Source organism: Mangrovivirga halotolerans (genome assembly GCF_026241165.1).
Classification (GTDB): Bacteria; Bacteroidota; Bacteroidia; order Cytophagales; family Cyclobacteriaceae; genus Mangrovivirga; species Mangrovivirga halotolerans.
Genome location: NZ_JAPFQN010000006.1, coordinates 96017 through 113052 on the forward strand (window position 1 = coordinate 96017; position 17036 = coordinate 113052).

Annotated in this window: 11 protein-coding genes; 2 read left to right on the forward strand and 9 right to left on the reverse strand. The window is 38.1% G+C overall.

The annotated features are described in order from the left end of the window. Positions 1-69 precede the first annotated feature (69 nt). The 5 genes from OO013_RS11205 to carB all read right to left on the reverse strand — a co-directional run bounded on the left by OO013_RS11205 (position 70) and on the right by carB (position 7280). The gene (locus OO013_RS11205; protein WP_266056900.1) at positions 70-1047 is read right to left on the reverse strand and encodes a radical SAM protein; all 978 of its coding nucleotides are present in this window, start codon (positions 1045-1047) and stop codon (positions 70-72) included. Positions 1048-1902: 855 nt separating this feature from the next. Next, complete coding sequence (accD, locus tag OO013_RS11210) at positions 1903-2805, reverse strand: acetyl-CoA carboxylase, carboxyltransferase subunit beta (RefSeq protein WP_266056901.1); 903 nt, start codon at positions 2803-2805, stop codon at positions 1903-1905. Between the two features lie 160 nt (positions 2806-2965). Next, the gene (locus OO013_RS11215; protein ID WP_266056902.1) at positions 2966-4024 is read right to left on the reverse strand and encodes a class I fructose-bisphosphate aldolase; all 1059 of its coding nucleotides are present in this window, start codon (positions 4022-4024) and stop codon (positions 2966-2968) included. 161 nt (positions 4025-4185) lie between these two features. After that, positions 4186-4452 (reverse strand): DUF4834 family protein, encoded by a 267-nt coding sequence (locus OO013_RS11220; protein WP_266056903.1) that lies wholly within the window; start codon positions 4450-4452, stop codon positions 4186-4188. A gap of 11 nt (positions 4453-4463) precedes the next feature. Beyond that, positions 4464-7280 carry a carbamoyl-phosphate synthase large subunit gene (carB, locus tag OO013_RS11225; RefSeq protein ID WP_266056904.1) on the reverse strand — a complete coding sequence of 939 codons (2817 nt, stop codon included), beginning with the start codon at positions 7278-7280 and terminating at the stop codon, positions 4464-4466. Between the two features lie 178 nt (positions 7281-7458). Here carB and OO013_RS11230 point away from each other — a divergent pair, with 178 nt between their 5' ends. After that, positions 7459-7926, forward strand: coding sequence for a hypothetical protein (locus OO013_RS11230; protein ID WP_266056905.1), 468 nt, complete (start codon positions 7459-7461; stop codon positions 7924-7926). 181 nt (positions 7927-8107) lie between these two features. Beyond that, a complete protein-coding gene (locus tag OO013_RS11235) occupies positions 8108-8521 on the forward strand; it encodes a tellurite resistance TerB family protein (RefSeq protein ID WP_266056906.1) in 414 nt (137 codons plus the stop codon). Positions 8522-8583: 62 nt separating this feature from the next. Here OO013_RS11235 and OO013_RS11240 read toward each other — a convergent pair whose 3' ends face one another. The 4 genes from OO013_RS11240 to OO013_RS11255 all read right to left on the reverse strand — a co-directional run bounded on the left by OO013_RS11240 (position 8584) and on the right by OO013_RS11255 (position 16844). Continuing rightward, positions 8584-10830: a Tex family protein gene (locus OO013_RS11240; RefSeq protein ID WP_266056907.1), complete on the reverse strand. Its 2247-nt coding sequence runs from the start codon at positions 10828-10830 to the stop codon at positions 8584-8586. 205 nt (positions 10831-11035) lie between these two features. Continuing rightward, complete coding sequence (gene lpdA, locus OO013_RS11245; RefSeq protein ID WP_266056908.1) at positions 11036-12436, reverse strand: dihydrolipoyl dehydrogenase; 1401 nt, start codon at positions 12434-12436, stop codon at positions 11036-11038. A 28-nt stretch (positions 12437-12464) separates the two neighbouring features. Beyond that, positions 12465-14078, reverse strand: coding sequence for a 2-oxoglutarate dehydrogenase complex dihydrolipoyllysine-residue succinyltransferase (odhB, locus tag OO013_RS11250; protein ID WP_266056909.1), 1614 nt, complete (start codon positions 14076-14078; stop codon positions 12465-12467). Positions 14079-14102: 24 nt separating this feature from the next. Then, a complete protein-coding gene (locus OO013_RS11255) occupies positions 14103-16844 on the reverse strand; it encodes a 2-oxoglutarate dehydrogenase E1 component (protein ID WP_266056910.1) in 2742 nt (913 codons plus the stop codon). Between the last annotated feature and the right edge of the window lie 192 nt (positions 16845-17036).

A 17036-nucleotide genomic window follows, 5' to 3' on the forward strand; every position in this document is an offset into this window, starting at 1 on the left:
TTATTCCATGTAGTAGATAAATATGATTTTTACTACATAGCTTAATCAACATTCAAAATCTTTAACTTCTCAAGCGAAAAGTTGTTTCCATGTCCCTTTATAAAAATTATATTTAAAAGTGGATCTGGCTGCCGTTAACCAGTATTTATTAAAATTAACCGCAAAACTGGGTTGCATATAACAGTTTATTACACACCCTTCACATTCTGGCAAGCGACCTTCCATCTTCAAAACTTTTTGAATTTCATCTTTTTGATACAGGTCATAAAGATCATTATTGATCAACCATTTATCAACGGAGGAATGATAACAGGGCCCCACTAATTCATTAAAAGGAGAAATCACCACAGTTGATGACCCCGCTTTGCATACAGGATGATCAATATGATTTCCCCCATTTAGCCTTAAGTCCAGAAATGCTTCATTTATATAAATGAGTTTTTCTTTACCCCATGACCTTAAAGCAGACAATTGCTCTTTATTAAAGGTAGCACAATTGATATCATTGTAGTCGAAAGCGGGATTTAGGATCAATACCAATTCATTTGGTAAAGAGATATATTGATAGATCCTTTCAATTTCACTTAAATTTTCCGGAAAAACTGTCATCAATATATCCGGTCTTTCATTATTTTCAAGAGCTATTGAAATTGATTCAATAATTTTATCATAACAATTAACCTTTCGTGCTTCATTGTGTTTATCCGCAGATTCAAAATCAAGAGAAAAATGAAGCATGTCAACCACACCTTTTATTTCCCGATATTTTTTTGGATAAAGTAATCCGTTAGTAGTTAGAGTAGTTATAAAACCATAGCTTTTGGCAAGACTTAAAAGCTCTCCGATCTCACGATGCAGCAAGGGCTCCCCGCCTGTAAAATCAATGATCTTAACTCCAAGTTTTTTTAGTGCCTTAAAATTCGATTCTGCATCCTCTAAGGAAATATAAGGAGAAGGTTTTTCCCAAATATCACAAAAGCTACAAGCAGCATTACATCTGTATGTAACATAGTAATTGCATAAAATGGGTTTTTTCCTTAGCAACATTGAAGTAAAATTAAAACAGAACCTTATAGGAAATAGGAAAATAAAGACAATTTTTCTTAACAATAGAGCTAAAACATTACATAATTATTAATGATTTATTATTTCTTGATTATAGGACAATATTAGTAAGGAATGATGTTTAAACAAATATGCTTCCATAATATGAAAATCTATTCGAAAGAATCGGTCATTTATTTATCCTTACAATTTACACATTCATCGAAGAAAAATATCATTTCGTCAATCATCATGACAAAAAACTACAGTTTATTCAATTTTTTTGAACAATTGACAATTCAGAATAATCTTCTGAGTAAAAAGTATGCTTACAGAGTATTTTTTTTCAAAAAAGTTTTGGTTTAATAAATTTCTTACATTACTTTAGCAACATAGCAATCAACAATAGATGTGCTGTTTACGAACGGAGACAGCTGTCTTTCAACTAAAACCAAACAGGATGTTAGGTTTAATGAAAAAATTTAAGACTAATATCCCTCTTATTTATTACCCACACACTATTTTGGCTCTTGGAACCCGTTTCGGGTAACGAAAAAGCCTCCTCGCTCGAGGAGGCTTTTTTATTATTAACAAATCTAGTCTTGATATATTTTCATATTCAATCGTCTTTAGGGTTCAAAACCTTTAGAGATTAGGCCCCCTAACTAATTAGTCCCTTAAATTTAAAGTGATAGTAATCTGTCAGATCAAATAATCAGGCTGGATTTAGAAGCAAGTATTTGATATCAGACTTTAAGAATAAAAAAAACCGAAGAAGATAGTCTCCTTCGGCCTTTAATTTTATTTCTAAGTCCATCAATGCAATTCAAGACGGATAATAAAACTTTTTCTATGAAATCATCTGCTTGCGCTTTCTTTCTTTTCTACTTTTTTAGCTTCTTTCTTTGTCTCAGCTTTTTCCTCATTGAGCATTTTGAGTAGAGTAACAAGTCGTCTTTTTAAATTTCTTCTATCAACTATGAAATCTAAAAACCCGTGTTCAAGAACAAACTCAGCGCTTTGGAATCCTTTAGGAAGGTCTTTTCCAATAGTTTCCCGAATAACCCTTGGACCTGCAAAACCGATTAATGCTCCGGGCTCAGAAATATTAAAGTCCCCAAGCATAGCAAAAGATGCTGTAACACCCCCTGTAGTAGGATCAGTCAATAAAGAGACAAAGGGTATTCCTGCTTTATCAAGCAAAGCAAGTTTTGCTGATGTTTTCCCCATTTGCATGAGTGAAAAACCAGCTTCCATCATTCTGGCTCCACCAGATTTTGAGATCATTAAAAAAGGAACTTTATTTTTCAGCGAATAGTCAATCGCTCTTGCGATCTTTTCACCTACTACCGACCCCATTGAACCTCCTATAAAGTTGAAGTCCATACAGGCAACACAGAGATCTAGACCATCAATTTTACCGTGGGCTGTTCTTACAGCATCCTTAAGATCTGTCTTTGCCTGTGATTGTTTAATTCTGGATGGATAAGGTTTTGTGTCAACGAAATCCAATGGATCCGCAGATGTCATTTCGGGGTCCAACTCAGTAAATTTGTTATTATCAAAGAGTATTTCAAAGTATTCTTCTGAGCCGATCCTGACATGGTATCCATCCTCAGGTGATACATATGAATTACTTTTTAACTCTCTCATGTGGACAATTTTTCCACTTGGAGTTTTATACCAAATTCCGTCCGGTGCTTCTTTTTTAGCCTCGGTCGGAGTTCTTATTCCTTTATCTTTTCTTGTAAACCAAGCCATAGAGTTTCATTTTTGGGCTGTAAAAATACGATTTTTCAGCTGATCAATAATGCAATATTCGAAAATTCTGCAGAATATAAAAGCCCGGACTTATAAGATTGAAGATAAAAAAAGGCTGCACCACCACAGTACAGCCTCTGTATAACCTAAATAGACATGATTATGCCAGCTCAATTTCCTGAGCCAGATAAACATCCTGAATGTGGTGCAATAATTCTGAGCCTTCCTTCATAGGTCTTTGGAAAGCCTTTCTACCAGATATAAGTCCCATACCCCCTGCTCTTTTATTTATAACAGCGGTTTTAACTGCTTCTGCAAGGTCTGATGCTCCTGAAGAAGCTCCGCCACTATTAATTAATCCGATTCTTCCCATGTAACAATTTGCTACCTGGTACCTGGTTAGGTCGATTGGATGATCGCTACTCAGTTCTGAATAAACTTTATCGTGAGTTTTTGCGAAATTTATAGCTTTAAAACCACCATTTGTTTCTGGCAGTTTTTGTTTAATGATATCTGCTTTTATCGTTACTCCAAGGTGATTGGCCTGACCAGTAAGATCTGCAGCAACATGATAATCCGTCCCGTCTTTCTTAAATGAACTATTACGAGTGTAACACCAAAGAATTGTTGCCATTCCCAGCTCATGTGCTCTTTCGAATGCTGCAGCAACTTCTTGTATTTGCCTGTTGGACTCTTCGCTACCAAAATAAATAGTTGCTCCAACTGCTTTAGCACCAAGATTCCATGCTTCTTCAACGGATCCGTACATTACCTGATCATATGTATTTGGATAGGTAAGCAATTCGTTATGATTGATCTTTACGATAAAAGGAATTTTATGTGCATATTTTCTACTCATCAAGGCCAATCCTCCAAAAGTAGTAGCAACAGCATTACAACCACCTTCAATAGCTAATTTGATTATATTTTCAGGATCAAAATAGATTGGGTTAGGGGCAAATGAAGCTCCTGCAGTATGCTCGATACCCTGGTCAACTGGCAATATAGAAACGTAACCAGTACCGGCTAATCTTCCAGAGTTATAAATAGAAGCAAGGCTATTTAGTACCTGGGCCGATCTGTCTGACTGAGCAAAGATCCTGTCTATGAAGTCAGGACCCGGAACGTGCAATGATGATTTGTCTATTGTCTCACATTTATGAGATAATAACTTTTCAGCGTCTGAACCTAATAGGTCTTGTATTTTTTGTAGGGACATGAAGAGTTTGGGTTTTATTGTCTAATGGTTGCAAATATATAAAAAATCCATTTTCAAGTCATTTCAAACGTTTGAATTTTTTATGAATTTTAGGCGAAGAGATTAAAAAAGGCCAATAGAATTAACTATTGGCCTTTAAATCCATGTATTTGAAAGTATTTTTACTTTACTTCTTCAAAATCAATGTACTCTCCATCGGCTGAACCAGTACTCTTTCTTTTTGGCTTTTCTTTTACAGGTACATAATCCACATTTAATTCACCATCTCTTCGCTGACGGTTTGCGTTTTTGTAACCTTGCTGCTGTTGCTGATTTTTATACTGAGTGGCAGCTCTACCTAACAACACCCTGAAAAGAAATCCAAATAGCTTTGAAAAGATGTAAAATATTACGAAAGCTATTAATAAAAATTTTAAAACAATTCCCATATTAGTTTAAACTATTTACTCAAGTATAGGTTTCGTTCTCTGTAAATTTTTAAGAAATAATCATCCTGAAGGTTATCTATAAAATAGATTGCTTCTCCTGTTGATTTCATTTCCGGACCTAATTCCTTATTTACATTAGGGAATTTCTCAAACGAGAATACCGGCACTTTAATAGCGTACCCTTTCTTAGTCGGATTAAAATCAAAGTCAGTAACTTTCTTTTCTCCCAGCATCACCTTAGTTGCATAATTAACATAAGGCTCATTGTATGCTTTGCAAATGAAAGGAACTGTACGAGAAGCTCTCGGGTTAGCCTCGATTACATACACAGTATCATCTTTAATCGCATACTGAATATTTATCAGACCAACAGTTTTCAATGCTTTTGCAATAGTTCTTGTATGCTGCTCGATCTGCTCTATAATCAGGTCACCAAGATTGTATGGAGGCAATACAGCATATGAATCTCCGGAGTGAATACCTGCAGGCTCTATATGCTGCATTATTCCGATGATATACACATTTTCACCATCACATATTGCATCAGCTTCTGCTTCGATCGCGCCATCGAGGAAGTGATCAAGCAATACTCTGTTATCTGGAATTTTATTATGAATATCGATGATATGCTCTTCCAGTTCTTGCTCGTTTATCACGATCTTCATACTCTGACCGCCTAACACATACGAAGGTCTTACCAGCAACGGAAATCCGATCTTTCTGGATAATTCGATTCCCTCCTGCGCATCTTCAGCAACACCAAATTCAGGATAAGGAATCTCATTTTCTTTCAATAATTCTGAGAAATGACCTCTGTCTTCTGCAAGATCCAGAGCCTCATAGCTCGTACCAAGAATTTTAATTCCATATCGATCAAGCTTCTCAGCCAGTTTTAATGCAGTCTGCCCACCAAGCTGAACGATCACACCATAAGGTTGCTCCAACTGAATGATCTCATAAATATGCTCCCAGAAAACCGGCTCGAAATAAAGTCTATCAGCAGTATCAAAGTCTGTAGAAACAGTCTCAGGGTTACAATTGATCATGATTGTCTCGTAACCACACTCTTTTGCAGCCAGAACTCCGTGTACACATGAATAGTCAAATTCTATACCCTGGCCGATCCTGTTTGGACCTGAACCTAAAACGATAACTTTCTTTTTATCACTTTTAGGATCAACTTCGTTTTCATCACCAAAAGTAGAGTAGTAGTACGGTGTTTTCGCTTCAAACTCCGCTGCACAGGTATCAACCATTTTGTAAATCCGGTTCACACCCATTTCTTTTCTCTTAGCAGCTACTTCACTTTCAAGGCACCCCAGTAAGTGAGCAATCTGTCTGTCAGCATATCCTTTTTTCTTTGCTGTCAACATCAAAGCTCGTGGAAGTGAATCCAGCTCGTACTGCTCAATTTCACGCTCTAAAACGATCAACTCCTCGATTTGCTGCAGGAACCAAGGATCTATTTTAGTGTATTTAAATATCGTATCAAAAGATACTCCCAATTTGAAAGCATCATAAATATGGAAAAGCCTGTTCCAGCTTGGAGTTTTTAAACTTTCTAAAAGAGGCTCTCTCTTCTTTAATTCCCTTCCATCTGCTCCCAGACCATTCCTTCTGATCTCAAGTGACTGACATGCTTTTTGAAGTGCTTCCTGGAAGTTTCTGCCAATACCCATTACTTCTCCCACAGACTTCATCTGAAGACCAAGTCTTCTGTCAGAACCTTCAAACTTATCAAAGTTCCATCTCGGTATCTTAACGATCACATAATCAAGAGCAGGCTCAAAATAAGCACTGGTAGTTTTTGTGATCTGATTTTCAAGCTCGTCCAAAGTGTATCCTATGGCAAGCTTAGCTGCAACTTTAGCAATCGGATAACCTGTTGCTTTAGATGCTAATGCTGATGATCTTGAAACCCTTGGGTTAATTTCAATAGCGACAATGTCATCATCTTCCGGGTTAACAGCGAACTGAACATTACATCCTCCGGCAAAATCACCGATACCGTTCATCATCCTGATAGCCATGTCACGCATCCTCTGGTAAACAGTATCTGGTAATGTCTGCGCTGGGGCCACAGTGATCGAATCCCCAGTGTGGATACCCATCGGATCAAAATTCTCGATCGAACAGATAATGATTACATTACCAATTCTGTCTCGTAAAAGCTCAACCTCGAACTCTTTCCAGCCCAGAATACTTTTTTCGATTAGTACTTCATGGATAGGTGAAGAATGAAGACCATGAGTCAGTGCTTTGTCAAACTCATCAGCAGAGTTAACGAAACCACCCCCGGAACCACCTAGGGTATAAGAAGGTCTAATTACCAGTGGAAACCCGATTTCCTGAGCTATCTCTTTACCTTCAAGGAAACTAGTAGCAGTTTCACCCTGGCAGACATGGATTCCCATCTCTGTCATTTTAAGACGGAATGCTTCTCTGTCTTCGGTAGTTGCAATAGCTCCGAAGTCCACTCCTATGACTTTCACGCCATATTTTTCCCAGATACCTGCTTTTTCACAATCTTCAGCGAGGTTTAGAGCTGTCTGGCCTCCCATTGTCGGAAGAACAGCATCGATCTTGTGCTCTTCAAGGATTTCAATAATTGACTTTTTCTCCAGTGGTCGCAAATAAACGTTATCTGCTGTAACAGGGTCAGTCATGATCGTGGCTGGGTTGGAATTAATCAGGGTCACTTCAATTCCTTCTTCTCTCAACGATCTTGAAGCTTGAGAACCTGAATAATCAAACTCACACGCCTGACCAATAACGATCGGGCCACTTCCAATAATTAAGACGGATTTTATACCGGGATCTTTTGGCATTTTTATATTTTGTTAGATGGAAAACATAAATTGCACAAAATTAGAACAACCAACTGTGAATAAAAAAAACTGGAGAATAAATCTTAAAAAATATTATTAATAATTATCATTAATTAATTGACATAGTCTTTTCTTCATTCTTATACTTGTTATTATTTTCAATAACTAACTATTAAATATGAACAGTATACTCGATCAAAACAGTGGAGAAGCTTTAGCCTTGAATGCGATGGCAAAGTCTAATTTAACTGAAGCTTCTAAATGGGCAAGATTTCTTGGAATATTAGGTTTTATTGCTAGTGGTCTTACTCTTATAATGGGTATTTTTATGGGTGGCACTATGGGTACACTTGCAAGTATGGGTGGTGCAGACACTCAACTTCCAGGTTTTATGGGTGCAGGATTTTTTATATTCTTTTACATAATAGTAGCTATCATCAGCTTTATTCCGTCATATTTTTTATTCACTTTTGGATCTAAAACTAAATCGGGAATTGAAGCAGGAGCTAATACTGATTTTGAAAATGGGCTGAAAAACCTTAAAAGACTATTTAAGTTTTATGGAATCATAGCCATTATTTTCCTGGGTTTTTATGCTCTAATGTTTGTTTTCGCCATTTTTGGGGGAATAGCTTCAGCTTTTTAATACCTCTCTAAAATATTTATCGATAAAAACGGGGAGTTAATCCCCGTTTTTTTTGTATTCCTATAATTAATAGGATTTATCGGTTACTAGATCGGTTTCTAGTGTATTTAAAGTAAACAGACACAATATTTACTTTTTTAAAGAAACTTTTTAAATTTAGTAACCCAATCATATTACCACTATGAACACCAGGAGCGAAAATTCTATTCTCATTAAGCTTTATTATCTGACAGCCTCTGCAGATGGAAGGATAAGTGAGAATGAAAAAATATTCTTTAAAGCAATGTGTGAGCAAGAGGAAATTTCTGATGAGGAAGTCGATTCTACCTTACCCATGCTTATGTCCAGAAAAGATGAAGAGGTAATGAACGAATGTATCAAAGAGCTAAAATCTAAATCCAAAAAATTCCAGATCGAAGCAGTCGCATGGATGGCAACAATCGCAAATAGCGATGGCTTTATGGCTCAGGAAGAATGGCAATTGATATATAGACTTTACAATAAGGAATTTAGTCTTGATCTGAGTGAATTGTTACTTATTCAGAAAAAGCACATGAAATACTGTTTAAAATTCAAATCGATGCACGCAGCATAAATTAGAATTTATTGGTTTATTCGCAAAAAAACCCGGAGACCTAGTCTACCGGGTTTTTAATTTTAGTTATTCCAAAGGCCTTTAAGCTTTTTCAATTTGGAGGCCATATCTCCTTCAGGCTCATCCTTTTTATTTTTGTTAGCACCCTTCTTTCGGGCGGGCTTTGCGTTTTCGTCTTTCATCGAAAGTGATATCCTGTTCCTGTTAAAGTCTACTTCTACCACTCTGACCTCAACCTTTTGTGACACTTTCACCACTTCCGCAGGCTCACTAACAAATTCGTTGCTCAACTCTGAAATATGAACTAGCCCGTCCTGGTGAACTCCTACATCCACAAATGCACCGAATTTAGTAACATTTGTAACGATGCCTGGTAAAACCATTCCCGGCTTCAGATCTTCTACTTTGTTTACCCCTTCATCAAAACTAAAGATCTCGAATTCAGCACGCGGGTCTCTTCCCGGCTTATCAAGTTCTTTCATTATATCATTAAGGGTTGGCAGACCTACTTCATCAGTGACATATTTCTTAAGATCGATCTTTGCCCTTAGCGACTTATCTTTTATCAGGTCTTCAACAGAAGCTCCCAGATCCTTAGCCATTTTCTCTACTATGGGATAACTTTCAGGGTGTACTGCACTTGAATCAAGAGGATGCTTACCGTTTCTTACTCTTAAGAAACCTGCAGCCTGTTCAAACGCCTTGTCACCCATAAGCTTAACCTTTTTAAGGTCTTCACGCCCATTAAAAGCTCCGTTTTCGTTTCTGTATTCAACTATATTCTTGGCAAGAGTAGGTCCCAGCCCGGACACATATGTCAACAATTGTTTAGAAGCCAAATTAACTTCAACTCCTACAGCATTCACACAACTCTCCACTACAGTATCAAGTCCTTTCTTTAGTGAAGACTGATCAACATCATGCTGATATTGTCCGACCCCTATTGATTTAGCATCAATTTTTACAAGCTCGGCTAATGGATCTTTTAACCTTCGGCCAATAGATACTGCTCCTCTTACTGTAAGATCCTGCTCAGGAAACTCCTCCCTTGCGACATCACTGGCGGAGTATATTGAAGCACCACTTTCATTTACTGAAATCACTGGTACCTCGAAAGGGAACTTAATGTTTTTACAAAAAGCTTCGGTTTCTCTCCCTGCAGTTCCATTCCCTATTGCTATTGCTTCTAGGTTGTACTTTTGGATAAAAGCCATTACAACAGCTTCTGATTCGGCTATCTTTTTTTGAGGCTCATTTGGAAAAATAGTTGTATTCTCCAAAAGTTTACCTTGTTTGTCAAGCGCGACTACTTTACAGCCTGTTCTGAATCCCGGGTCAATGGCCAGCACAGCTTTTTCTCCAAGAGGAGAGGCTAGCAATAATTCCTTCAGGTTTTCAGCGAAAACTTTAATTGCTTCTTCGTCACTTCTTTTCTTAGACTCCATCCTCATCTCAGTCTCGATCGCTGGTTTAAGGAGTCTCTTATACGAATCTTCAATCGCTTTCTCAACCTCATTGGCAGCTTCTGTATTGCCTTCAAGGATCATTTTATTGACAAGACTAATCGCCTCGTCCTTATCTACTGATATATCGAGCATGAGAAAAAGTTCTTTTTCACCTCTTCTCATTGCCAGAATTCTGTGAGATGGTGCTTTTGAAAGAGGCTCTTCCCATTCAAAATAATCCTTATATTTTGCAGCTTCTTCTTCCTTACCAGTAATAACCTTCGATTTGATCACTGCCTTGTTCCTGAACATTGTTCTCAATGCTTCCCGAACATCTGCATTTTCATTCACCCATTCTGCGATAATATCACGGGCACCCTGAAGAGCTTCTTCCACACTTTTAACTTCTTTGTCTTTCTCTTCAGAAAGATACTTTTCAGCTTCAGCAGCTACATCGAAAGATTCCTGGGAAAACAACTTTTCAGCAAGTGGCTCAAGTCCTTTTTCCTTGGCAATTGTACCTTTGGTTCTTCTTTTAGGCTTGTAAGGAAGATAAAGATCTTCCAGTTTGGCCATGGTTTCCGCTTCTTCAATTGCCTTTTTGAGTTCCGGGGTAAGCTTACCCTGGTCATCGATTGATTTTAAAACGGTTTCTCTTCGCTTATCCAGTTCTTTTAGCTGAGTAAGCCGGTCACTGATCGAAGAAATATTAACTTCATCAAGACTCCCTGTTCGCTCTTTTCTATATCTCGATATGAAAGGAATTGTAGCTCCTTCCTCTAAAAGTTCAACTGTCGCTGTAACTCCTTTTATTGGTAAATTTAATTCTGAAGCTATTTTCAGAACATGCCTTTCAACACTCATATATTTAATTTTACTTTAAATCAGGACCTCAAAAGTATGGCATTTAATCAAAAGCAACCCGAAGTGAAGCATTAAAATTTTAACAAAAAATCCGCTAAAAATTTGCACGTACTTTTACCCCTTTGATTTCTGCCTTTCACTTTAGAAAACCAAAAAAGCCGGCACAAATTGTACCGGCTCTATTATTTATAACTTTTGACTTCAATTAAATATGGATCGGTCTGTTTTCAGTGGCAGCCAGACAAGCCTCTTTGAATGCCTCCATATAAGTAGGGTGGGCGTGAGACATTCTAGCTACATCTTCAGCAGATGCGCGATATTCCATGGCAGTAACTCCTGCTGCAATCATATCTGCCGCTCTTGCTCCGATAATGTGAACTCCAAGTATTTCATCAGTTTCTTTGTGTGCCAGAACTTTCACCACACCGTCTATATCCATACTTGCACGTGCTCTACCTAAAGCTTTGAAAGGGAAGTTACCAATTTTCACAGGCACTTTATCCTCTTTTAATTGCTGCTCTGTTTTTCCAACAGAGGCAACTTCCGGCCAGGTATAAACAACACCAGGAATCAGGTTATAGTTAATGTGTGGCTTTTGCCCAGCTATCACTTCAGCAACGAAGGTGCCTTCTTCTTCCGCCTTATGAGCGAGCATTGCACCTTTGATCACATCACCGATCGCATATATATTACCAACACCAGTCTTCAGATTCTCATCAACTTCAACTCTTCCTCTGTCGTCAGTTTTGATACCAACATTATCCAGACCAAGACCTTCAGTATAAGCGTGTCGACCGATTGAAACCAGGCAATAATCTCCTTTTAATTCCACGTTTTCACCTTTTGGAGATTCAGCAACAATTTTCACTTCCTTACCGGTGTTTTCTACTTCGGTAACTTTATGCTTCAGGAAGAATTCGAAACCTAACTTTTTCAATGATTTCTGAAGTTCTTTTCCCATTGTTTTATCCATGGTAGGGATAATGCTATCCATGTATTCAACAACCTGAACTTTTGCTCCAAGACGAGCATAGACTGAACCTAACTCCAATCCAATAACTCCACCACCGATAATTACAAGATTCTTAGGAATCTCCTTCATCTTTAAGGCTTCAGTGCTGGTGATCACTCTTTCTTTGTCAAGTTTGATAAAAGGAAGAGTACTTGGCTTAGATCCTGTTGCTATGATAATATTTTTACCCTTGATCTCTTTTGCATCCCCTTTTTCAGGAGCAACTTTTATCGTGTTTTTATCAACGAAAGAGCCCAGACCTGTATGTACATCGATCTTGTTTTTCTTCATCAGATAATCGATACCACCAACAGTCTGTGATACCACATCATCTTTACGTTTGATCATCTGCTTCAGGTCTGGCTTCAAATTTGATAATTTGATGCCATGATCTTTAAAAGTAGTATCAGCGTTGTGATAATGCTCAGATGAATCAAGCAGCGCTTTCGAAGGAATACATCCTACATTAAGGCAAGTACCTCCAAGACTATTATATTTTTCAACAATAGCGGTTTTCATTCCCAACTGGGCACATCTAATTGCTGCCACATATCCACCGGGACCCGAACCAACTACGATAACATCATATTCCATTTTAAATATTGTTTTCTTAATGAAAAAATTAGATACCAAGCATCAATCTTGCAGGATCTTCAAGAAGTTCCTTCACTCGAACAAGGAAACTTACAGATTCCTTACCATCGATCACTCTGTGATCATATGAAAGTGCCACGTACATCATAGGCCTTACAACTACTTCTCCGTTTTCTACCATTGCTCTTTCTACAATATTGTGCATACCAAGAATAGCTGATTGAGGAGCATTAATGATCGGTGTACTCATCATAGATCCGAAGATTCCGCCATTAGTAATTGTAAATGTACCTCCCTGCATTTCATCCATTGACAACTTACCATCTCTTGCCTTTCCAGCTAGCCTGATGATCTCTGATTCGATTTCAGCAAATCCTAATTGCTCAGCATTTCTGATCACAGGAACAACAAGTCCTTTTGGTGTTGATACAGCAATTGATACATCACAGTACTCATGATAGATCATCTCATCTCCATCGATCTGTGCATTTACAGCCGGCCACTCAAGCAATGCCTGACAAACAGCCTTAGTGAAGAAAGACATGAATCCTAATCCAACACCATTCTTTTCTTTAAATTTATCCTTGTATTTCTTTCTGAGATCCATGATTGGCTGCATGTTCACTTCATTAAAGGTAGTGAGCATAGCCGTTTCGTTCTTAACAGAAACCAATCTCTTGGCAATCGTTTTACGCATGCTACTCATGCGCTTTCTCTCAGAATTTCTTTCTCCTTTAGATGCAGCCGCAGGTGCTTGTGCCTCCTCTTTCTTAGAAGCGGTTTCCTTCTTGCCTTCTGACTTCTTAGCATTTTGAGCATCTTCCTTGGTAATTCTTCCTCCGGGACCTGTGCCTTTAACTTCCTCCGGCTTGATCCCTTTTTCGGAAAGGATCTTAGCCGCAGCTGGCGAAGGATGACCTTTGGCGTATCCTTCTTCAGATTCAGATTCTTTTTTATCCGAAGATTCACTCTTTTCAGAAGATGAACTATCTGAATCATCAGAATCAGAAGACTCTCCTCCTTCAGTAACTTCGATCTTACAGATCAAATCACCGATCTCAAGAGTATCACCTTCCTGAGCTTCAATTCTTAAAATACCCTGTGCTTCGGCTGTTAATTCGAAAGTAGCCTTATCAGATTCGATCTCAGCGATCTCCTCATCCATTTCGACAAAATCTCCATCCGACTTCAACCATGAACCCAATGTCACTTCTGTGATCGATTCACCAACAGTAGGAACATTCATTTCAACTACCTCGCCAGTTGACTTTGAACCAGATGATTTGTCTTTATCTTCTTTGTCAGATTTATCTTCTGATTTATTTTCAGAATCTTTCTTTTTAGACTCACTGTCTTCAGAAGAACTATCAGAGGAATCTGAACCATTATCAGATGATCCACTTCCTTCACCTTCTTCGATCTCACACAGCACATCGCCTATCTCTAATGTATCTCCTTCTTCAGCCTTGATCTTCAACGTTCCTTCTGCCTCGGCAGTAACTTCAAATGTTGCTTTGTCTGATTCAATTTCACAGATTGGCTCATCCATCTCAACATGGTCGCCGTCCTGTTTTAACCAGTTGCCGATAGTTACTTCATTTATTGACTCACCAACGGCAGGAATTTTCATTTCCAGACTCATAGATCTATAGTTTATTTTCTTTTCTTATTTAAAAACAGCTTCAATAATTCGGTCTTGTTCTTCTTTATGAACTTTAGGGTATCCTGTTGCAGGAGAAGCACTAGGCTTTCTAGAAATCAATGTAAAGTCTTTTGCTTTACCCCAATTCATAAATAAAAAGCTGTAGTATCCCATATTTGCCGGTTCTTCCTGTGCCCAGGCGAACTCTTTGGCTTTAGTATATTTCTTCTCAATCAGATTATTAACCTGTGCTTCAGGGAAAGGATAAAGCTGTTCCACTCTGATAAGTGCAACATCATCAGATTTCTTTTCTTTTCTGGCTTCTATCAGGTCATAATATAGTTTACCTGTACATAAGACAACCTTTCTTACTTTCTTCGGATCAACGTCTTTGTCATCAAGAACTTCTCTGAATCGACCTGAAGTAAATTCCTCTTTAGGAGAAACTACTTTAGGACTTCTAAGCAGTGACTTAGGAGACATTACAATCAATGGCTTTCTGAATTCCCATGCCAGCTGTCTTCTCAATGCATGGAAAAAGTTACTGGCTTCAGTAATATTGACCACCTGCATGTTATATTCAGCACATAGCTGTAAGAACCTTTCAGGTCTGGCATTTGAATGTTCAGGTCCTTGTCCTTCATATCCATGAGGTAGCAACAAGACCAATCCATTCATTCTTTGCCATTTTGTTTCTGACGGAGCCAAAAATTGATCAATGATCACCTGGGCCCCATTAGCAAAATCTCCGAATTGAGCTTCCCAGATAGTTAACGCACTTGGATTGGCCATTGCATATCCAAATTCGAAGCCCATTACAGCAAATTCTGAAAGAAGTGAATTGTAAATCTCAAACGATCCTTGTTCTTTAGACATGTGGTTAAGGCTATTAAAGCCTTCACCTGAATTTGCATCCCTTATAATCGCATGTCTGTGAGAGAAAGTTCCTCTTTGAACATCCTGGCCTGTCAACCTTACTGTCCTGTTTTCAAGCAATATAGATCCATAAGCCATAAGCTCAGCACTTGCCCAACTAAATTCACCAGTCTTGAAAAATTCTTCCTTACGAATTTTTAATGCCTTTTCGATCTGTTTCAGAGGCTTGAAGCCTTCAGGTGTGAAAGTCAGTGCTTCACCAATTTTCTTTATTGTTTCTTCATCAATTCCTGTTTCAGGAGATTGCTCAAAGTCCTTTGGTTCGCTACGACGAAGTTCTTTCCATTCTTTCTCCATCTGCTGATAATGATATGGCAGAGATTCTTCCTTAACCATATTCAATCTGTCCTGAAGAAGACTTCTGAACTCCTTATCCATTTGCTTGGCGAGCTTGGCATCAACTTCCCCACGCTCAACCAGTTTTTTATTATAAACTTCCCTTGGGTTAGGGTGCTTACTAATAATATTATATAGCGATGGCTGTGTGAATTTAGGTTCATCACTTTCGTTATGCCCATGACGACGATAACAAACCATATCAATAAAAATATCTTTGTGCCATCTTTGTCTGTATTCAACAGCCAGCTTTACACAGAAAACCACAGCTTCCGGATCATCACCATTTACATGAAGTACCGGCGCATCAATTACTTTTGCTACATCAGTAGAATAGATAGAAGATCGGGCATCATCAAAATCAGTAGTAAATCCTACCTGGTTGTTAATCACGAAATGGATTGTACCGCCAGTATGGTATCCATCAAGCTGAGACATTTGTGTTACCTCATAAACAACACCCTGACCAGCTATTGCTGCATCACCGTGAATTAGTATAGGTAATACTTTATCGTGTTCCTTATTATACTGACCGTCTAATTTGGCCCTGGCAAATCCTTCAACAACAGGATCAACAGCTTCAAGGTGAGAAGGGTTTGGTGATAACTTTACGTTAACTTCTTTACCATTTTCCGTTTCGATCTGTGAAGAATATCCCATGTGATACTTCACGTCACCATCACCCATTGTCAGGTCCGGTTCTGCCTGCCCTTCAAATTCGTTGAAAATATGTTCGTATGTCTTACCCATAATATTGGCTAAAACATTTAAACGACCACGGTGGGCCATTCCTATGATCACCTCTTCAACACCAAGATCGGCAGAATAATGTATAATAGAATCAAGAGCCGGGATAGTCGTCTCACCACCTTCAAGTGAAAACCTTTTCTGCCCAAGATATTTGGTATGCAGAAAGTTTTCAAAAACAACCGCCTGATTTAATTTTCTTAAAATTCTTTTTTTATCCTCAGTTGTCGGATCGAAGCTAAGCGCATCTTTTTCGCTCTTTTTCTTGAACCAATCAAGTACTTCAGGCTCTCTTATATATAAATATTCAAACCCGACATTTCCTTCATAGATATTCTTGAGAGCTGCTACAATATCTTTAAGCTTAGCTCTGCCAATTCCGATTTCTTCACCTGCATCAAATTCTGTATCGAGATCTGATTCTGATAAATTAAAATCAGGTAAATCAAGAATTGCTTTTCTATCCCTTCTTTCTCTTACAGGGTTTGTTTTAGATCGGAGGTGTCCTCTGGATCTGTAAGCATGTATTAATGCCCTGACTCGTATTTCCTTATCGTCAAGAAGTCCGGTCTTAGATCCCGTTGCAGTAGCCTGCCCGTTTTCACCATATTGTTCCTGAGCAAATTCAAAACCTTCAAAAAATCGTTGCCAGGTTTTATCTACATTCTCAGGATCTTTTTTGTAATCAGCGTACAACTCATCTATATAAGAAGAGTGTGCATTGCTTAGGTATGAGTAGTTATCCATGTTCTATATTTGAATACTCGTTTCGGCACAAAGGTATTTAATCTGGAAGATATATAAAAACCGTTTAAGCGGTTATACGAATTTAATTGATATTCAACTTGAATGATCGAAAACGCTATGGGGCATATCAATTTTCTATCATGTTAAAATAATTAATTTCGTACTTCTAAACGATGTTAAATTACTTTTATT